Annotated in this window: 15 protein-coding genes and 1 tRNA gene; 14 read left to right on the forward strand and 2 right to left on the reverse strand. The window is 29.2% G+C overall.

Annotated features, from left to right (window positions below; genetic code table 11):
- Positions 1–345 precede the first annotated feature (345 nt).
- Genes bhYOR_RS02840 through bhYOR_RS02870 form a run of 7 tightly spaced genes read left to right on the forward strand, consistent with a single transcriptional unit; the run spans position 346 to position 8157 of the window.
- Positions 346–879: a chemotaxis protein CheW gene (locus bhYOR_RS02840; RefSeq protein ID WP_025399880.1), complete on the forward strand. Its 534-nt coding sequence runs from the start codon at positions 346–348 to the stop codon at positions 877–879.
- A gap of 17 nt (positions 880–896) precedes the next feature.
- Positions 897–1208, forward strand: coding sequence for an STAS domain-containing protein (locus bhYOR_RS02845; protein WP_025399881.1), 312 nt, complete (start codon positions 897–899; stop codon positions 1206–1208).
- 23 nt (positions 1209–1231) lie between these two features.
- Positions 1232–3373, forward strand: coding sequence for a chemotaxis protein CheA (locus bhYOR_RS02850; RefSeq protein ID WP_025434087.1), 2142 nt, complete (start codon positions 1232–1234; stop codon positions 3371–3373).
- Between the two features lie 60 nt (positions 3374–3433).
- Entirely contained in the window at positions 3434–4585 is a 1152-nt protein-coding gene (locus tag bhYOR_RS02855) for a CheB methylesterase domain-containing protein (protein WP_025399883.1), read from the forward strand.
- Positions 4585–6357, forward strand: a complete 1773-nt coding sequence (locus bhYOR_RS02860; protein WP_025399884.1) for a BB0569 family chemotaxis protein — start codon at positions 4585–4587, stop codon at positions 6355–6357. Before bhYOR_RS02855 ends, bhYOR_RS02860 begins: the two co-directional genes overlap by 1 nt.
- Positions 6358–6393: 36 nt before the next feature.
- Positions 6394–6768, forward strand: coding sequence for a response regulator (locus bhYOR_RS02865; RefSeq protein ID WP_012422327.1), 375 nt, complete (start codon positions 6394–6396; stop codon positions 6766–6768).
- A gap of 45 nt (positions 6769–6813) precedes the next feature.
- Positions 6814–8157 carry a Sapep family Mn(2+)-dependent dipeptidase gene (locus bhYOR_RS02870; protein WP_025434088.1) on the forward strand — a complete coding sequence of 448 codons (1344 nt, stop codon included), beginning with the start codon at positions 6814–6816 and terminating at the stop codon, positions 8155–8157.
- 135 nt (positions 8158–8292) lie between these two features.
- Here the strand turns inward: bhYOR_RS02870 and bhYOR_RS02875 are convergent.
- Both bhYOR_RS02875 and pyrH read right to left on the reverse strand, forming a co-directional pair.
- Positions 8293–8376: transfer RNA gene (locus bhYOR_RS02875), tRNA-Leu, on the reverse strand.
- 8 nt (positions 8377–8384) lie between these two features.
- Positions 8385–9074: a UMP kinase gene (gene pyrH / locus bhYOR_RS02880; protein ID WP_025399886.1), complete on the reverse strand. Its 690-nt coding sequence runs from the start codon at positions 9072–9074 to the stop codon at positions 8385–8387.
- Between the two features lie 220 nt (positions 9075–9294).
- Between pyrH and bhYOR_RS02885 the strand changes: the two genes are divergently transcribed.
- The 7 genes from bhYOR_RS02885 (at position 9295) to bhYOR_RS02915 (ending at position 20123) form a co-directional block, all read left to right on the forward strand.
- On the forward strand, positions 9295–10359 hold the full coding sequence (locus tag bhYOR_RS02885; RefSeq protein ID WP_025399887.1) for a glycosyltransferase family 2 protein: 1065 nt from the start codon (positions 9295–9297) through the stop codon (positions 10357–10359).
- A gap of 120 nt (positions 10360–10479) precedes the next feature.
- On the forward strand, positions 10480–11238 hold the full coding sequence (locus tag bhYOR_RS02890) for an ATP-binding cassette domain-containing protein (RefSeq protein WP_407933128.1): 759 nt from the start codon (positions 10480–10482) through the stop codon (positions 11236–11238).
- 1132 nt (positions 11239–12370) lie between these two features.
- Entirely contained in the window at positions 12371–13981 is a 1611-nt protein-coding gene (pyrG, locus tag bhYOR_RS02895; protein WP_025434089.1) for a glutamine hydrolyzing CTP synthase, read from the forward strand.
- Between the two features lie 97 nt (positions 13982–14078).
- A complete protein-coding gene (locus tag bhYOR_RS02900; RefSeq protein WP_025399891.1) occupies positions 14079–14666 on the forward strand; it encodes a hypothetical protein in 588 nt (195 codons plus the stop codon).
- Between the two features lie 109 nt (positions 14667–14775).
- Entirely contained in the window at positions 14776–15954 is a 1179-nt protein-coding gene (locus tag bhYOR_RS02905; protein ID WP_025434090.1) for a methyl-accepting chemotaxis protein, read from the forward strand.
- A 141-nt stretch (positions 15955–16095) separates the two neighbouring features.
- Positions 16096–19539 carry a DNA polymerase III subunit alpha gene (gene dnaE, locus bhYOR_RS02910; protein WP_025399893.1) on the forward strand — a complete coding sequence of 1148 codons (3444 nt, stop codon included), beginning with the start codon at positions 16096–16098 and terminating at the stop codon, positions 19537–19539.
- Positions 19540–19550: 11 nt separating this feature from the next.
- The gene (locus bhYOR_RS02915; RefSeq protein WP_025399894.1) at positions 19551–20123 is read left to right on the forward strand and encodes a YggT family protein; all 573 of its coding nucleotides are present in this window, start codon (positions 19551–19553) and stop codon (positions 20121–20123) included.
- The last annotated feature ends 8 nt before the right edge of the window (positions 20124–20131 follow it).

Below are 20131 nucleotides of genomic sequence, written 5' to 3' on the forward strand. Positions count from 1 at the left end.
CCATCGTGGAATTTTAATTATAATTTTGCTTGGATTGTTTAAATGTTTTTGTGTCTGTTTAATGTTTTTTGTGAATATTATTTATAATAACCGTTTAAGTTGTCAGGTATTATTGTTCTTAATAATTTAAACGGTTGACATTTATATTTTTACTTATATTATGTAGGATAGTTATACTAGATTTCATTTTTGTTATGTATGATATTTAACATTGTTTTTTATTTGTTTAGTATTGAAGTTTTTGATTTATAATTGATACATTAGAATATGTGAGATATGTGAAATTTGAATAAAAATTATGAGTGTTCTATTTTATATTATTAGTTATATCATTAAGAGGCATTTATGGAATTAGAAACCGATGTACAGGGTACATTAAGTCAGTATCTTTTGTTTAGTTTAGATGAACTTTATGCGATTGAGATTAAATATGTTGTTGAGGTATTAGAGTATACTAGAATCTCAAAAATACCAAGAACCCCTGATTATATGGCAGGAATAATCAATAATAGGGGAAAAATAGTTCCAATAATTGATATTAGAAAGCAATTTGGTATGCAAGAGCGTAAAGTTAGTGATGATGGGATTAAGAAAAAAGACGTTGATATTTCAAATATTATTATATTAACTTTGATATATGAAGGTGATGAATTAAATCTTGGGATTTTGGTAGATTATGTTAATGAGGTTCTTGAGTTAAATTCATCTGATATTGATGATGCTCCAAAGATTGGTACGGGATTCAATTCAAGATTTATATCTGGAATTGGTAAACGTAATAATAAATTTATTATTATTCTTGATATAGAAAATCTATTTGATATTAAAGAACTCTCCAAATTTAAAAATACTACAGTATCTGATTCAGATGATGAGTAATAGGAGTTTTACGTGTTATGATTTATAATCCAGAAGGAGAACTTGTAGTAAACAACATTTTTAAAGTTAAAGAAGATCTTTTAAATATTCTTAAGGAGATGAAGGAAAAAGAGGCGCTTGTCATTAATCTTTCAAATGTAGAGAAAATAGATATTACTTTTATACAAATTTTATATGCTTCCAATAAATATGCTAAAGATAGAAACTTACTTATAAAGATAGAATATCCATCTGATGAAGTTTTAAGTTCATTGATATATGGCGGATTTTTGAATGATATTGAGGATATTGATAACTTGGATTTAGGCCTTAGTTTAATTGAATTTTAATTTTATGTATTTAAGGGCAATTTATGAATAGTAGTGATATGATTGATAAATTTAAAGATTCTTTTAAAGAAGAGTCTATAGAGAATATTTCAGATATTGAGCATGCACTTCTTAATATTGAATTTGAATCAGGAGAAGAGGTTATCAATTCTATTTTTAGAAATTTTCATACAATAAAGGGTAGTGCTGGGATGTTTGGTTTTAATTTGACAGCTTCTCTTGTGCATGAAATAGAAACAGTTCTTGATCCTATAAAAGAAGGTTCTGATAAATTTAATCAGGATAATGTTGATGCCATTTTAATGGCAGTTGATTTTATTCGCGAACTAATTGAAGGAGATGAAGCTATTGATGAGAGTGCATATAAGGTTCGTGAAAAAGATTTAATAGATACAATCAAGAAAGGGCGTGGTGTTGGATTTAATAATACAGTTTTAAGTTCTACTAATGAAGATCAGGCAAGCCCATCTAATGATTTGAATTCTCAAAAATCTGTCTTGGATTCATCTTTAGAGCAAGGTAAATTTGATGATGAGGCTTTAAATATTGAGACTAAAGTTTATAAAATTCTTTTCTCACCTTCAAAGGGAATTTTATTTCATGGGCACAAACCAATCAATTTTTTAAGGAAATTATTAAATTTAGGAAATGGACAAGTTAGAGCTAGAGTAAGAAATATTCCTGATTTGGAATTAATATCACCTGATAATGTTTATGTTGAGTGGGAAGTCAAACTAGAGACAGAAGAGAGTAAAAGTTCTATAGAAGATATTTTTATGTTTTTGGATGGACAGTCCAAAGTTGTTGTTGAAGAAGTTGATGCATCTTATGAAATACCTGAGGCTTTTGAACTTGATTTCTTGGCAGATAATTTAGATAAAGGTGTTAATGAAGTCTTTTTTAAAGAAAATCAAAGTTCACCTGAATCGAAAGAGATATATAATAAGATGTCTTTGGGTGGTGTTGGGGCTAATTTTAATGATGATACTGCTAAGAGTAAAGTAAATATTGCAAGTATTAAGGTTGATTCAAAGAAATTAGATCATTTAGTAAATCTTGTTGGTGAGCTTGTTACAATTCAATCTAAGCTTGCAAAGGAAGCTGAGAGTAGTAATAATAATATTTTAAATTCAATTTCAGCTGAGTTTTCTTTGCTTATTAATGAGCTTAGAGATTATACTACAGGACTTAGAACAGTTCCTATTGAGATTTTATTTGTGAAATTTCAAAGGATAGTTAAGGATTTATCTGCTCAGCTTGGCAAATCAATTCGTTATTATGCACAAGGTGGTGATACTGTTCTTGATAAAAGTATTATTGAAAGGTTAAATGAACCTTTAGTGCATTTAATAAGGAATTCAATTGACCATGGAATTGAATCAGCTGAGGAGAGAATAAAGGCAGGAAAGGATGCTCAAGGTATCATTAAGCTTTCTGCACATCAATCGGGCGATTCTGTAATTGTTATTATTGAAGATGATGGTAGAGGGCTTAATAAGTTTAAGATAATTAAGAGAGCTATAGAGAGAGATATTATATCTGAGAATGTTTCAAAAACTTTATCGGATGTGGATGTTTATAATTTGATTTTTGAACCTGGATTTTCAACAGCTGATGTTGTTACAAATATATCAGGGCGTGGTGTTGGAATGGATGTTGTTAGAAAACAGGTGGAGTCTCTTAGAGGAAGTGTGATTCTCGAGAGTGAACTTGGCAAATATACTCGCATAAAGTTGATTTTTCCTTTGACTTTGGCAATTATTGAAGGGTGGCTTGTTAGAGTAGAGAATGAGTATTTTATTGTGCCTCTCTCTAGTGTTGAGTCTTGTCTTGAGGCTGACAAATTGATTTCTAAAGTATGCGTGCTTGAAAATAATAATAATGTTATGAATTATAGAGGGAGCATGATTAGCTTTATACGCCTTAGAGAGTTTTTTGAAATATCTGATGAAAAAAGTGATAGTGAGCATGTTGTTGTTGTTAATACAAATAGTGGTAAAATAGGAATTGTAGTAGATGAGGTATTAGGACAGCATCAAACCGTTATAAAGACTTTAGGTAAACTTTATTCTAAAGTGGAAGGAGTTTCTGGAGCTACAATACTTGGAGATGGTAGCCTAGCATTAGTAATTGATATTGATACAATAACTAAGATTATAAGGTAGCATGTTTTAACGTAATATATTTGGGGCCTTTATAAGGTAGGTTTATATTAAAGAATAATAATGAAAATATTGGTAATTGATATTCAGGGTCTTATAAGACAGGTTTTTGTTAGGACTTTTGCTAAGGATGTGGATATTGAGATATTAAATCCAGGTTCTAATTCTTTAAACCTTATTAATGTTTTTTTACAAAAATTTCCTGATTTGGTTATTGTTGTCGAGAATACGGCCAAGTCGCATTTTGGACTTGCGCTTAATAATGTTCTTAATAATATTTCACTTCCTGTTGTCTTTATAGCAGAAGATGAAGTTTATCCAAAATTTGGATTCCTGGAACCTAAGAAAGATAAAATTAAATTAATAATAAATAAACTTAACTTTAAACTTACAGTTAATTTATTTAGAAGTGATTATTTGGATTTAATAAAATCAGAGATCAAAAAGCTAGCTAGTAATAAATTTATTGCTTCTTGTGAGACTAAAAGAATAAAAGCCCCTGATTTTTTTGCTAAATCTGAGAGTAAGAAATCTGAGGGCGATATTGCTGGTATAACAAAGAACTATAAGGTTTCAGATGTTATTAATGTTGCGCCCAAAAATGATCCAGACGTTGTTCTGAAATATCAAGGTATTATTAATAAAAATAAAACCGGAAAAGTTATTTTTGTTGGTTCTTCAACCGGTGGTACTGAGGCTTTAAGAGTTCTTTTAAAGCCTTTTAAGAAAGATTCCCCTCCAATTGTTGTTGTTCAACATATGCCAGGGGGATTTACAACATCTTTTGCTAAAAGTTTGAATAATGAACTTGAAGTTGATGTAAAAGAGGCTGAAGATGGAGATATTTTAAGACCCGGTCTTGTAATAATTGCAAATGGTAATTATCATTTAATTGTGAAATATGCTAGTGGGAATTATTTTGTTAATCTGTTAGATGGTCCTTTAGTTAGCAGACATAAGCCTTCTGTTAATGTGTTGTTCCGTTCTGCTGCTATGTATGCTGGGGAAAATGCTATTGGAGTTATGCTTACGGGAATGGGGGATGATGGTGCTTGTTGTATGCTTGAGATGAAGAGAAGTGGTGCATATAACATTGCTCAAGATCAAGTAACATCTGTAGTATTTGGTATGCCTATGGAGGCAATAAAAATAGGTGCTGTAGATAAGGTCCTTCCTTTAAATAAAATATCTGAATATATTTTAAGGAGATCTTAATGGAAGATGATGATAAGTTGTTGGATATTGATCCGCATATTAATAAAATATTTACTGAACTTGAGGCTTTTGATAGCCGTTCAAGACAAGTTTATGCCAGTTTAAGTAAATCAATTCCTAAATTAATAGAGAAACTTTCCAAAGATATTAAAGATTTATCTTTTAATATTGGATTTATTTCTAATCTTGATATTGATAATGATTACTCTTTAAATATTTTTATCTCTAAAGTAATAAGGGTATTGAATGATTTTGTTTCTTATTTTAATTCTTCAACTGAATTGCTTGAATCTCAGTTTGGTGTAATAAGGGATAAGGTCAAGGATATAGAGATTCTTGAAGATGTAATTGAAAAGATGAAAAAAAGTTCTATTGATATGGAAATAATGTCAATTAATACATTGACTGTTGCCATGAGGGTTGGTAGAGCAGGAGGTGCTTTTTCTTATATTACAAATGAGATTAAGACTTTGACTCAATCTATGATTAAGCAAGCAGATCAGCTTACTAGTAGGGGTAGAGATATTAAAGTTGGACTTGATCGTGCTAAGGATCAGGTACTTGAAAATAATACAGCTGAGAATAAAATTCTTGAAGAATTTAAAGATAATTTGATGAAAAATATAGATGAATTTTCAGGCGGCATTGGAGAAGTTATTGCCTTTTATGATAATATCTTAGGTATACTTAATGATTTTAAATTTAAGTTTGTGAATGCTGTATCTTATCTACAGTTTCAAGATAGACTTACTCAGTCTTTGTATCATTTAAATATTATGTATTCAAGCATTGATGTTTTTAAGTTTAGGGATACAAGTGAACTTCAAAAGTTAAAAGTTTTGTCTGTTTTTACAGATTCATCTAAAATGATAGTTAAGGATGTTATTGCTAAATTGGATGAAAATTTGATGGCTTTTGAAGGATTTATTGATACATCTATTTCTTCTATTCAGGTCATTAATGATTTAAAATCGGATAATTCTTTGTATATTGATATTTCAAGAGCAGTGGAATCTTTTTCCGTTATTTTATCGAATTTACTTAAAAGGATTGATGATGTTGAAAAAAATAATTCTAACTTTTTAAATCTTTATTATGAACAGATTAAGCTTGTTAAATCTTTAGAATTAATGTTTTCAAATATTTCAGCTATTTCTTCTAGATTTCAAAATATTAATATAGCTTCCAAAATAGAGGTTGTAAAGAGAGTTGAACTTGAGGATATGGAAGGTAATATTTCTGAGATGTCAAAAATTATTAGTAATATTGAGTCAAATATTACTAAAGGACGGGAGTTTTTATCTCAAATAATATTTTTCTTTGAAAAAGTTGTAAAGGATTGTGATAATAGATTTTATCTTGAGAGAAATTATTTTAATAAATTTAAAAAACTATTTATGGAGATGAAGAATAATATTTTTGAGATAAAGAAGATTGCTCTTGACCATGTATTATCCTATGAAATATTTCCAGTTGATTTCTTGGAAATATTTGAAGAGATAAAGTTAGATATTCATAATATTAAGAATTTAAGAAAGAATCTTTTAAATCTTGAAAAGACTTTAATTGAAATGGACAATAATATTAATATTGCCCTTGAGGCAGAATTATTGAAAAATGGTCTTAAATGTGTTGAAATTGAAGATAAGGAATTTATTCGCAGAATTGCTAATAGATTTACTTTGTTTGTTCATAAGAAATATTTATTGTCTCTTATTGAAGATGAAAAAGATATTCATTCATTTGATGAGGGTAGTGTAATTTTATTCTAACTTTTATATACTTTTTTATGAGTTTAGGAGTGCTACATGCAAAAAAGGATTTTGGTTATAGATGATAATAGAGCTATTAGGCAGAGTGTTGCTTACATTTTAGAACAAAATGGTTTTGGAGTTTCTGAGGCTCAAGATGGACTTGAAGGTGTATCTAAGTTTAAGGAAGCTGTTGGACAGAGCGATAAAGATTTTGATTTGATTATTACTGATATTAATATGCCTAATCTGGATGGAATAGGGGTGATTAAAGAGATAAGAGAGTTTGGGAGTTTTATACCAATACTTGTTTTAACTACTGAATCTGAGCAGTCAAAAGTTGATGAGGGGCGTAAAGCTGGTGCTACCGGTTGGCTTGTTAAACCTTTCAATCCTGATACTCTTATGCAAACAATATCAAAGATATTTTAGTCTTTATTTTTAATAGTATTAAGGTTATATTTAAGGTTTAGTCTTATGGGTTTTAAGTTAGAAGAACAATTTTATTTCCATTTAGGAGAATTAATAAAATTTAATAGTGTTAATGCTTCTGCTTTAAAAGGCAAGCCTTTTGGAGAACAAATTGATTTGTGTTTAGATAAAGTTTTAGAAATAGCTAAGGATATTGGTTTTAAAGTTTATAAGGATCGGGATGGATATTATGGTTTTGCTGATATAGGGCAGGGTGATGAACTTATAGGTATTTTGGCCCATATTGATATTGTTGATGCTGGTAATGTGTCTAATTGGCATTCAAATCCTTTTAAACTTGAGTTTAGAGATAGAAAAGTATATGCTAGGGGTGTTCTAGATGATAAGGGACCTTTGATGGCTGTTCTTTATGCTTTTAAGTTATTAGTTTTAGAGGGGCTTTTTTTTAAGAAAAGATTTAGGGTGATTTTTGGGACAGATGAGGAGACGGCATGGCGTTGTATTGAGCAATATAAGATTAGGGAAGAGATTCCTGATTTTTCTTTTACACCTGATGGTGATTTTCCTGTTGTTAATGCCGAGAAAGGTTTATTACAGTTCGATGTTATGAGTGATGAGAGATTTTGTATTAATTTTGAGCTTGGAACTGGATATAATGTGATTCCTGACGAGTGTTCTTTTGAGCTTGGCGATTCTAATAAAGATGATTTTAGAATTTTGCTTGACAGTTTTGGCAGTAAGATTAGATATAAATTTTTTGAGAATAATATTTTAATTCACGGAACTTCTGCCCATGCTTCATTACCTGAGCTTGGTGTTAATGTTGCTCCTTATGCACTAAATATTATTAAGTCTTTAGGTTTAAAAGCTAATTTTATTAACTTTTTTGAAGATAAAATTAGTTTTACTATTAATGGCGAAAAATTATTTGGTAAAGTCTTAGAAGATTCGAAATCTGGACAACTTACTCTTTGCTTAACAAAGGTTAAGTTGTCTAAGACATCTAATCAAATTTTATCTTTTGATATGAGGTATCCTGTAAGTTATCAACGAGAAGAACTAGTGAATTTGATAAAGCAAACTTTAAATTTATATTCTCTAGATTATCATGAAGTTTCTTTTCTTGATCCTCTTTATGTTGATTCTGGTTCAAATTTTATTAAATCTTTGATTGAAGTTTATAAGAATTTTACAGGCGAGAGTGATGTTAGTCCTATTGCTATTGGTGGTGCAACTTATTCAAGGGCTTTCAAAAATTGTGTTGCTTTTGGTCCATTATTTAAAGGATCAGATAATACAGCTCATAAAACCAATGAATATATTGACGAGAGTGAACTTATGAATCTTATTTCAATTTATAAGGACGCTATTAAAAAACTTAATGTTTAAAAATTTCATATTTAAAAGATTTAATATCAATAATGCCGATTCATTCTATCAGATTTATTAATGTTTTTGGCATATATATTTGTTTAGAGTATTTTCTTAAGGATAAGTATCATTTCTTATTTAAATAAATGTAAATACCGGTAGTCGGAGTCGAACCGACACAAGGTTGCCCTCATCAGATTTTGAGTCTGACGCGTCTACCAATTCCGCCATACCGGCAATAAATTTTATTTTACTACAATAGTTCCTAAAAAATCATCATTTTTATCAAAAACTTTCTTTAAGTTTGGAAGATCAGTTCCATTTAGTACATAGGCCTTAAGATTAAGCTTTAGTGCTAGTTTGGTAGCTATCGGGTCAAACGGTAGATTTGATCCAGGCTCCCAGTTTTTTCCAACAATATCTTGTAATTCATTCCAAGTAATATTTTTTAATCCTTTTGCATCATCAAATTTTTTAGGATCTTTGTCGTAAATTTGATTTACATTGGTTAAGTTAATTATTTCATCTGACTTAAATTTTTCGGCAAACTTTACAGTGATGTAATCTGTTGAAAAGCCTGCTTTCCATCCTGATGCGACTAATATTTGTCCTTTAAAATGAAAATCTTGAGTTGGATCGCTTACAATATTGTCAATGCAGAGTGGTTGCATTACTTTGCTTATAAGTTTGGCATTTAATTTGGTTGCCATTATTCCAATCTCATCAAGTTCATGATTTTTAAAATTAGGATTTATTTGTTTATAAGCATCTTGATATTCTCTTGCAGGTTTTCCTCCCCCTGTAATTAATATAATTTTTCTTTTACTATCTTCTTGTACCCATTTAAAAATAAGACTTCTAAGATTTTTAATGTATTCTATGTTGATTTTGTCAGGATTGATTATTCCCCCTCCAAGGCTAATTATTTTTACCATTTAAATCCCTTATGCTTCAAGTTGTTTATTTGTTTCTTTAATTTGTATTATAGTATATTTCTATTTAGTTTATTGGAAAATATATTTAAAATCATGTAAGCTTATTAACTATATATACAATGTTTCCTTATATCTTATAATTAATATAATTAAGAATATTTAGTATATTCAGTTATTAATACAGGCTTTTTGTTGGTTGGTATTTATTTAGGAGGATTTTATGTATAAGTACAAGGTCTCTGTGATTATTTGTTTTTTTAATTCTGATAGTACCCTTGAAGTGATTATGAAAAATGCTGTTAATCAAACATTAAGAGATAAAGAAATTATATTGGTGAATGATGGTTCTTATGATAATAGCTTAAAGATAGCTCAAAAATATGCTGATCAGTATGATTTTGTGAAAATTATTAATCAGAAAAATATGGGAATAGCTGCCTCTAGAAATAATGGACTTGAAAAGTCTGAAGGAGAATATATAGTTTATTGGGATAGTGATGATTCTGTTGAGAATACTATGCTTGAGGTATTATATAATAGGGCAAAGGCCGATAATTCAGATATTGTTTGTTCTCAGTTTTATATTTACTTTCTTGCAAAAAATATTAAAAGGAGATCTGCACTTCCTTTTCCAAATTATCCAGTAACTGGGGAGGAAGCTTTTAGGAATTTATTATTAACTGTTTTTGCTAGCTTTTGTAAGAGAAATTTTGTTGTAGGTACATTGTGGGATAAACTGATTAGAAGAGATTTAATTATAAAGAATAATATTAGATTAAATGATGTAATATTAGAAGACATAGTTTTCATGGTTCATGCTTTTTTGAAAGCAGATAAAGTTTCTTTTGTAAATAATTATTTCTATACTAACTTCCAGCGGATGGGAAGGGCCAGTTCATCAATTAGTGTAATCAGTAAGATTAATTCATCCCTTAATATTGTAGAAAATTTTCTAAAGGAAGAAGGGCTTTTTGAGAAATATTTTGACTATTATAAAAAGTTTTATTTGCAGCTTTATTATTATGTTTCTTTTAAGCAGATTTATATTATAGGTTGGCATATTAAGGAGCGACTTATTTATAAGGCACATAAAGAAAAACTTATTTCTGTTCTTAATGAAGTTCACAATTCTAAAGAGTTTCAAAGTTATTATGCAAGTCTTAAGGGTTCCAGGTTTAATGGGCTTCAAATTTTGCCAAAAATTATGTTGAAAATTTGGCATTTTAGTGCGAAACTTTATGTTAATTTTTCTTTATTTATTTATAGATCTTTTTTAAAAAATTAGTGTTTTATTCTTGTATTTATCATAGACTATTTTTACAATTAACATAAAGGAGAATTTTGATTGAAAATAGAATTTAGAGATGTTTCGTTTTCTTATCGTAAGACTAAAGTTTATTCAAACTTGAATTTAAATTTCTCAAAGCCACAGACGTATTTGATTCTTGGCAAGAACGGAATAGGAAAAACTACTCTACTTAAGCTTATTAGTGGACTTTTAAATCCATTAAAAGGGGAAGTTTTATTTAATTCTTTAAAAGTTTTTCCAAGAGATCCTCTAAATTTGGTGAATTTGTTTTTTGTGCCTGAAGAATTTGACTTACCTAATGTTTCTTTAAATAATTATTATAGGTCTTTGTGTAGATTTTATCCAAATTTTAGGGAAAAGGATTTTAAAGAGTATTTATTGAAATTTGAGATAGATATTGATCTAAAGTTTGCGTCTTCTTCATATGGCCAGAAAAAAAAGAGTATTATTGCCTTTGCTATTGCCACAGATGTTCCTATTTTGATCTTTGATGAACCAACGAATGGTCTTGATATTGCTTCAAAAAATGTTTTTAGAGATATTATAAGTGGATTAGAAAATAAAATAGTTTTTGTTACAGGGCATAATGTTAGAGATTTAGTAGATATTATAGATCATTTGACCATTATTGGTAATAATAATATTCTTTTTTCAAATTCAATTTCTTATATTCGTAATAACTATAAAGTTAAGATTGTAGATAAATTAGGTGGGGAGGAGCTTTATTATGAGAAGGTAAAAGATGGATTTAAGGCAATTTACTTGGAGAGTGGGTCTTGCGATAATGATTTTGATCTTGAGTTTTTCTTTTTATATATCACTAATAACAAATTAAAGGGTTTAGTTGATGTTTAGTTTAATGCGATTTTTTGGGCTATTTAATGTTGATTTTGCCTATAATAAAAAATTATATTTGTATTTTGTTATTTCAATCTTTTTAGTTTTTCCTTTAAGCCATATTTTTTTAAAAATTTATGGGTTTGTTAATTTAATTGACCTTTTCTTGATTGATAACAATGGATTATTTTTTTTCGTTTTATTTTGTGTTGTGTATATTGTGTCAATATACAATATGTTTGATCATTATAAGCCGATTCATGATTCGCTTAGAAATGTGTTTTATTTATCTTTGCCTGTTTCTACTCTAGAGAGGTATTTATTTGTTCTAGTTAAATTTTTATTTATTTTGCCTTTGTTTTTGGGTGTTTGTTGTTATATAGGTCTGAATTTAACTGTGTTATTAGATAAAAATTTTTTTATGGGAAGTAAAATAGGTTATCCTTCCTTATATCTTCTTTTTCTATTTTTTAAAGAGACTTATGTTATCTATTTAATAGGATTTCCTATATTTTTGTTATCTAGGATAATATTTAAAAATTATCCTTTTTTTAAAGCTATTGTCATTGGGAGCTTATCTTACACATTATTGGTTGTCTTTTTTTATTTTGTTATCTTTTTTGTTAATAGCTACTTATTTAAAGTTGTTTACGATTTTGGTATTTGGGGAGAGTATTATTTCATTAAGCTTATTTGTATGTTTTTTGCAGGGTTTATTTATTTTTGTGCATATTTCATTCTTAAAAATTTAGGAAACGTAAATACTAAAATTAATTTTAGTATTTACGTGGGAATAATATCCTTTTTTGCGGCATTGTTCTTTTTATTGTTGGCATTTTTAGCTATTTTTGTATATGTATTCAATTTTTAAATTGAAGTAATTGTTGTTTATTTGAATGAAGTGAATGTTGATGTTATGTCTAGCATTTTTTATTAAGATGATATTTTTAAAGGTATTTTTTGTTTATACATAAATTGTATCATATGGAAAATTTATTTTTAAAGAGAGCGGGAGAATATTATCCTTAAATTTATAAATCTTTTTGTAATTATATGTTGCCTTAAAAAATTATGGTGTTAAAGATTTTGATTTAAGTATTTTTAAGTATTGATATTGGTTGTTTGAACTTATTTTTTTTGGAGGGTATTAATGATGGATAATCTAAAAATTTTGGTAGTAACAGGTGGTGTAATTTCTGGGATAGGTAAAGGAGTTACGTCAGCAAGTATAGCACGGTTATTTAAGGATAATTTGAGGATAACACCAATTAAATGTGATGGTTATTTAAATACTGACCCTGGAACTATTAATCCTGTTGAGCATGGAGAGGTTTTTGTTCTTGATGATGGCGGAGAAGTTGATATGGATTTTGGTCATTATGAGAGATTTTTAAATCTAAATTCTAAGTCTAATTGGAACATTACGATGGGTAAAATATATAAAAATATTCTTGAAAATGAGAGACATGGAAAATATTTAGGTAGAACTGTACAGCTTATTCCTCATGTTACTGATGAGATTAGGGATACAATTTTTAAGATTGCCAAAGAGGAGTGCAGTGAACTTTTAGTGATTGAGATTGGTGGTACTGTAGGTGATATGGAAAATATTTTGTTTATTGAAACAATGAGACAGATAAGATATGAGATTGGTAGTGATAATATTGCTTTTGTGCATTTAACTTATATTCCAAATCCTGCTGGGATAAATGAGCAGAAGTCTAAACCTACTCAGCAGAGTGTTAAGACTTTAAATAAAGCTGGTATTTTTCCAGATTTAATTATTGCAAGAAGTTCTAAACTTTTGACAAAACAGATAAGACAAAAAATAGCAATGTTTTGTAATGTTGATGCTGAGTCTATTGTTGATAATACTGATGTTTCAACTATTTATGAAATACCTATATCTTTTTATAAACAGGGATTACATGAAATTTTGGGTGCAAAATTAAAAATAAATGTTAAGCCTAAGGTGGATGGGCTTGAGCGATTAGTAGGTATAATAAAGAGAAATTTTGCCTCTCCTCGTAAAGTTGTCAATATTGCGATTTGTGGTAAATATACTGAGCTTGGTGATTCTTATGCATCAATATTTGAGTCTTTAACCCATGTATCTGCTAATTTAGATATTTTAGTTAAGACAACTGTAATTGATAGTACTAATTTTGATGAAGGGATGTTAAAGAGTATAGATGGTATAGTAGTGCCTGGTGGATTTGGGGGTAGAGGATATGAAGGTAAAATTCGTGCAATTAAATATGCACGTGAGAATAATATTCCTTTTCTTGGTATTTGTCTTGGCATGCAACTTGCAGTAATTGAGTTTGCTCGTAATGTTTGCGGAATACTTGATGCTGATACTGAGGAGACTTTATTTGAAGGTAATTCTGCATGCAGTTCTATTAGTCCTGTTATTCACTTATTGCCCGATCAAAAGGAACTTAAAGATAAGGGTGCAACAATGCGACTTGGAGGTTATCCTGTTTTTTTAAAAAAGGATACGCTTGCTTTTAAACTTTATGGAAGTGAGATGATCGTTGAGAGATTTAGGCATAGGTATGAAGTTAATAATGATTATCTTAATTTGTTTAATAAGCATGGATTTGTTGTGTCTGGATTTTCTGAAGATTCCCGAATAGTAAAAATAATGGAAATACCAAAAAATAAGTTTTTTGTGGCTTGTCAATTTCATCCTGAGCTTATTACAAGACTTGAAAGCCCGTCTAAGCTTTTTGTAGGCTTAGTAAAATCATGTCTTTGATTTTACTAAGTCATGTATTTATTGGTTTATTTCATGTATTTCATAGATTTAATATAGTTGGTATGTGCATTTTTTAGGATTTATTAAGGGGGATAAGATGAAGGAAAATGATATTAAAAAGGCAATTGCAATGAAAAGATTAGTTAAATATTTCTTTGATGAGCTTAAATATAGAATGGAAATACCTTGTCTTAGACCAAGTAATAAAGATATGAGTAAAAAGTATATACTTCTTAATCTTTTAAGAAAGATAGCTAATTTGCCCTTTAATAAACAATATGAAATTGAAGAACAATTTCATATTGATGTTTTAGGAAAAGGTATGCTTACAGATGCAGTACTTATTAAGAGATTGGATTATGAGAGATGTGTTATTACTGGTATTGTTGAGGTAAGAGCAGATCATGTTGATCTTGAGTATGAGCTTAATCGATTTTTGATTCGAAGGGGTAAAGTTAATATTCTTTTTTGGCAACCCAAAAAAGCCATTTTAAGGCAAAATGAGGATCTAATTATATTAGATATGGATGATGTTTTTAAGCTCGATAATGATTTTTATTTGCCAGTGGTTAAAGAGAAGCTAGAAGATTTTATTAATATTTTTATGAAATTTTTCTCTTATGAAGATATTTTATTTGAATATAATAAAATACACGGTAAATATTCTTTAGTTAAAAATAAGTAAAATTATTATTTGGATAGGTGGTTCTTTTAATTTATTACGTTTTAAAGAGTTATTAAATTAAGTTATTTTGATGTTGTTAGAAAATTCTTTTTTGTGGTAAAATCTTTTCATGTATAAATTTTCATTTTTTGGTAAAGCAAAATCTAATATGTTTGACTTGTCTAAGGATGAGTCTTTAAAGGATATTGAAGATAAGGAAGATTTAAATAAATGCAAATATGCAATTCCTGTTAAAGAGATAATAAAGGGATTTTATCACACTAAATCTTCTATTAGTAATGTATTAGTTCGTATTGAATTTTTATATAACAATTTATTCTCTAACTTTGAGAATATTGATGGGGTTTTTGAGTCGATTATTAATAAAACAAATAATGCTCGCATGCAAATAAGTGTTATTTTTGAAGATATTGAAAGGACTAATGAAGAAAAATTGAAAAGAGTTAGTGATGTTATTGTAGGTGTTCAAGGAAGTTTAGAGACTATCAATAGTTTTTTAGGTGCAACTAATATGATTTCTCTTAATGCTAAGCTTGAAGCAGCAAGAGCAAAGGAGTATGGAAAAGGATTTTCTGTTGTTGCTGATGAGATTAAGCGACTCTCAGATCAGGCAAAGAGTGTTATGAGTGTGATTTCTGTTAAGGAAATTGAACAGGTATCTAAAGATTTAGTTTCTAAAAATATTAAGGAATTGCAATTAGATATTGATACTTTTTTCTCAAGTTTGATTGGAGAACTTACTTCTCTTGAAGAGTTATTTAAACATTTTGTTAGTCAGCAAAATGAATTTTCAACGCTAATTAGTGAGCTTGAAAATGTTGAAGCTAATATTTCTTATTTGTCAAGGAATTGTGATTCTTGTTCTAGTTCTGAGGTTTTTATGTATTCTAATGATGAGTTTTTAAAGGAATTAGAATTTATCATTTCAGAACAGATGTCTTGGATGAGTATTGTAAGATTAATTGTTGAAAATCAAAAGGAAATGGCGATTCAAACTGATCCTATGAAACATGGGTTTGGATTATTTTATAAGGGACTTGCTCCAAAGGCTCTCGAGGCTAGAGAAATTTGGGAGAATATTTATTCTTGTTATTTAAATGTGCATAAACTTGTTGTTAAGATAATAAAAGTGTTTGCACAAGATAGTTCTGATGATGTCAATTTGAAACAAGCAAGGGATTTTTTAATTCAGGCTGAAAGTTTATCAGATGAAATTATTAGCAAACTTGAATCTGTCAAAAAAATAGTAGTTGAATCTGAAGAGAAGGGTATTAATGTTTTTGCATAATATTTTAATTTATTATTTTTCTTAATTTAGTTTTTAAGTGGTTTGAGTTTAATATTTAAGTGTTTGTTATTCAATGTTTTGGGTTAGGTTGAGGTATATCTATTAAAAGTCAAGTTTTGTTTTGGTAAGATAAGTATAAGTATGGATTTAAAAGTTGATTTTGTGCATTTACATGTGCATTCAGATTATTCTCTCTTAGATGGAGCTGCCAAGATTACAGATATTGTGGCAAAGGCAAAAAAATGTAATATGTCCCATATTGCATTAACAGATCATGGCAATCTTTTTGGTGCTGTTAGATTTTACAGAGAAGCAAAAAGGGCAGGAATAAAACCCATAATTGGTATTGAAGCTTATATGTCAAGTATTTCAAAGCATATCAAGAAAAATGATGAGTTTGGAAAACCTTATTATCATTTAATTCTTCTTGCAAAGAATGAATTAGGCTATAAAAATTTATTGAAACTTACCAGTATTTCTTATCTTGAGGGATTTTATTATCGTCCAAGAATGGATAAGGGTGATATTGAAAAATATTCCGAAGGACTTATTTGCACGTCTGCATGTATTGGTGGGATTATTCCCCAGTTAATTCTTGCAAATAGATTTGATGATGCAAAGAATGAAATTCTTTGGTTTAAGAGTATTTTTGGTGATGATTTTTATCTTGAACTTCAACGTCATGGGATTAAACAACAGGATATAGTTAATGAGAAGTTAATCTCTTATTCTAGAGAGCTTAATGTTCCATTGACTGTGTCTAATGATTCTCATTATGTGAATAAGGAAGATGCAACAGCTCAAGATATTATTGTCTGCATTGGGACGGGTGCTAAGAGAAGCGATCCTAATAGACTTAAAATGGAGACCGATGAATTTTATATTAAATCTCAAGAAGAAATGTATGAACTCTTTAGGGATTTGCCAGAAGCTTTGGCAAATACTTTAAAGATTGCTGAGAAATGTAATGAGTTTGAGATTAAATTTCCAGGTCCTATTTTCCCTGAATATCAGGTTCCTAGTGAGTTTAATACTCTTGGTCAATATTTAGAGTATTTAACACTTGAAGGTTTAAAGTTTAGGTATGCAAGTATAACTGATAGTATTAAAGAGCGTGCTTTTTATGAACTCTCAACAATTATTAAGATGGGATTTGAAGCGTATTTTTTAATTGTTTGGGATTTTATTAAATTTGCGCATGATAATGGTATTCCCGTTGGTCCTGGGCGTGGTTCTGGGGCTGGTTCTATTGTTGCATATGCTCTTAGAATTACTGATATTGATCCTTTGAAATATAATTTACTCTTTGAGAGATTTTTAAATCCCGAACGTGTATCTATGCCTGATTTTGATATTGATTTTTGCTTTGAAGGTAGAGATGAGGTTATAAAATATGTTACAAGAAAATATGGTGAGGATAAGGTTGCGCAGATAATTACTTTTGGAACCTTAAAGCCTAAGGCTGTATTTAAAGATGTGGGTAGAGTTCTAGATATTCCTTTTGCAGAATCTAATGAACTTACTAAGCTTATTCCCGATGGGCCAAAGGTTTCCTTAAGAGAAGTTTTTGAAGATGGGTCTTTAAAGGCCTATTTAAATAAGGGACCTGTTTATAATGAGCTGATGGAAGCGGCGCTTGTTCTTGAAGGTATGAATAGACATGTTTCAACTCATGCGGCAGGTATTGTGATTGCTAGAACTCCTTTAACAGATTATGTTCCACTTTATAAGGATTATAAGCAAGACACGGTTTCTACACAGTATACCATGGACTTATTGGAAGATTGTGGTCTTGTAAAGATGGATTTCCTTGGACTTAAGACATTAACTTTAATAAAGAATGCAGAAAATCTTATTAAGATTACTAATCCTGATTTTAGTATTGCTAATATTTCTGATAGTGATGCTAAGACTTTCAAAATGCTTTCTGAGGGGCGTAGTGCTTCTGTTTTTCAATTTGAATCTGAAGGTATGCAGCAAGTTTTAAGGGAAGCAAAACCTGATAGTATTGAAGATTTAATTGCTTTAAATGCACTTTATCGTCCAGGTCCTATGCAGTTTATACCTCAATTTATTGCGGCTAAGACGGGAACTAAGCGGATTAAATATCCCCATCCAGATTTAAAAGAAGTTTTAAAGCCAACTTATGGAGTTATTGTTTATCAAGAACAAGTAATGGAAGTTGCAAAGATTATTGGTGGTTTTTCTCTTGGGAAAGCAGATATTTTAAGACGTGCTATGGGGAAGAAAAAAGAAGATGAAATGAATAGGATGAAAGTCGATTTTATAAAAGGTGCTCTTAGTAAAGGTTATGATGAAATTCTTGCAAATAATATATTTGAGCTTTTAAAGCCATTTGCTGGTTATGGCTTTAATAAATCGCATGCAGTTGCGTATTCTTTAATAGCTTATCAAACAGCATATCTTAAGGCTAATTATCCTGCAAATTTTATGGCTGCCAACTTAACAAATGAGATTAATAATACTGAGAAGCTATCTTATTATATTGAAGAAGCAAAATCGATGGGGATTGATGTTTTAAAACCCGATATAAATCAGTCTTTTAAAGAATTTCGTGTAGTGGGCTTTAATATTTCTTATGGTCTTAATGGGATTAAGAATATTGGGGGTTTAATAGTTGATCTTATAATTACTGAGAGGCAAGAGAATGGGGAATATAAGTCCTTTGAAGACTTTATTAGAAGAGTGGATGATAAGGTTATAAATAAAAAATTTCTTGAGGCTGCAATAAAGTCTGGACTTTTTGATAGTCTTGGTCAAAATAGGAAAACACTTTTTGAAAATCTTGATAAGTTAATAGCTTTTGTAGCAAAAGATAAGAATGATAAAAAACTTGGTCAGAATAGTTTATTTGGCCCTCTTGAATCCCAAGATGTTGTTGTGGAAAGTTTTAGTTATAATGTATTTGAGGAATATTCTTATCCTGAACTTTTAAAATTTGAGAAGGACCTTTTAGGTTTTTATGTATCTGGACATCCTCTTGATCCTTATAAATCTGAATTGGAACGCTTTACAAACTTTAATATTTTGGAAGATCTTGCTGTTAGAAAGAATACTATTGTTAAATTTGCTGGTAGTCTAAGTATGGTAAAGGTTATTCATACTAAGAAAAATAATGCTCGAATGGCCTTTGGAGTTATTGAAGATTTTAAAGGTGTGATTGATATTGTAGTTTTTACTGAAAGTTATGAAAAATATCAACATTTATTGATAGAAGGTGGTGTTATTGGTGTTATAGGTAAGCTCACATTTAATAGAGATAGGTTTTCAATAGTAGTTGAAAAAGTTTTAAGTATTAAAAGAGGTGCTGTTAATAAGGTTAATAATCTTCATATTAAATTTTCTAATGAAGGACTCAATGATTCCCATCTTCTTTATTCTCTAAAAGATAAAATCTTTGCTCTTGAAGATAATACTGGATTTTCACATGTTTATCTTTATTTAAAAAATGATGATAAAAGCTTGAAGCTTAAAATGGACTTGACTTTAAACTTTAAACCTGATGAATCTAAACTTAATGAGTTGAGATGTTATAAGATAGTGGAGGATATTTGGTTTGATTAGGAGGATTAGTTGTGATAATAGAGACTTTAATTGTATTTTTAAACATTTATAGAATTTTAATTTTGGTTAGAATTCTTCTTAGTTGGCTTGTATCCTCAGGAATTAATACTAGTGCGTTTTTTAGATTTATATATAATTCAACAGAGCCATTTTTATCTATTTTTAGAAGGATTAGGTTTTTTAGGATTGGCATATATGATTTTTCGCCCATTGCAGCTTTAATTACTCTTACAATAGTTGAGAGAATGTTGTCTTACGGTAATTATAAACTGTCTACATTTGTTATATTGTTTATTATTGAAGTTTGGGGAATATTGAGAAGTGTTTTTTTTGCTCTTATTTTTTTCTTTATTTTAAGATTAATATTTTTGGTTTTACATCTATTTGCTGGTACTGATTTCATGAAAAGCGTTGATTCATTGTTAATGCCCTTGTCTATTAAGATAAACAATATAGTTACAGATAAGCATATGTCTTATGCTATTAGTTTAATTGTGGCAGGAGCATTGTTATTGGCATTTATAATTATTTGTGAGCAAGCTATATGGGCTATTAGTAGTCTAGGCTTTTATTTGCCTTTTTAGGAATTTTA

This window comes from Borrelia nietonii YOR (assembly GCF_023035795.1).
Classification (GTDB): Bacteria; Spirochaetota; Spirochaetia; order Borreliales; family Borreliaceae; genus Borrelia; species Borrelia hermsii.

Excerpts from the sequence above, each read along its gene's own strand:
- pyrG (WP_025434089.1), top strand. The coding sequence starts at position 12,371 with ATGATGGATAATCTAAAAATTTTGGTAGTAACAGGTGGTGTAATTTCT.
- bhYOR_RS02865 (WP_012422327.1), top strand. The coding sequence starts at position 6,394 with ATGCAAAAAAGGATTTTGGTTATAGATGATAATAGAGCTATTAGGCAG.
- bhYOR_RS02870 (WP_025434088.1), top strand. The coding sequence starts at position 6,814 with ATGGGTTTTAAGTTAGAAGAACAATTTTATTTCCATTTAGGAGAATTA.
- bhYOR_RS02900 (WP_025399891.1), top strand. The coding sequence starts at position 14,079 with ATGAAGGAAAATGATATTAAAAAGGCAATTGCAATGAAAAGATTAGTT.
- bhYOR_RS02850 (WP_025434087.1), top strand. The coding sequence starts at position 1,232 with ATGAATAGTAGTGATATGATTGATAAATTTAAAGATTCTTTTAAAGAA.
- pyrH (WP_025399886.1), bottom strand. The coding sequence starts at position 9,074 with ATGGTAAAAATAATTAGCCTTGGAGGGGGAATAATCAATCCTGACAAA.
- bhYOR_RS02860 (WP_025399884.1), top strand. The coding sequence starts at position 4,585 with ATGGAAGATGATGATAAGTTGTTGGATATTGATCCGCATATTAATAAA.
- bhYOR_RS02840 (WP_025399880.1), top strand. The coding sequence starts at position 346 with ATGGAATTAGAAACCGATGTACAGGGTACATTAAGTCAGTATCTTTTG.
- dnaE (WP_025399893.1), top strand. The coding sequence starts at position 16,096 with ATGGATTTAAAAGTTGATTTTGTGCATTTACATGTGCATTCAGATTAT.
- bhYOR_RS02885 (WP_025399887.1), top strand. The coding sequence starts at position 9,295 with ATGTATAAGTACAAGGTCTCTGTGATTATTTGTTTTTTTAATTCTGAT.
- bhYOR_RS02845 (WP_025399881.1), top strand. The coding sequence starts at position 897 with ATGATTTATAATCCAGAAGGAGAACTTGTAGTAAACAACATTTTTAAA.
- bhYOR_RS02855 (WP_025399883.1), top strand. The coding sequence starts at position 3,434 with ATGAAAATATTGGTAATTGATATTCAGGGTCTTATAAGACAGGTTTTT.
- bhYOR_RS02905 (WP_025434090.1), top strand. The coding sequence starts at position 14,776 with ATGTATAAATTTTCATTTTTTGGTAAAGCAAAATCTAATATGTTTGAC.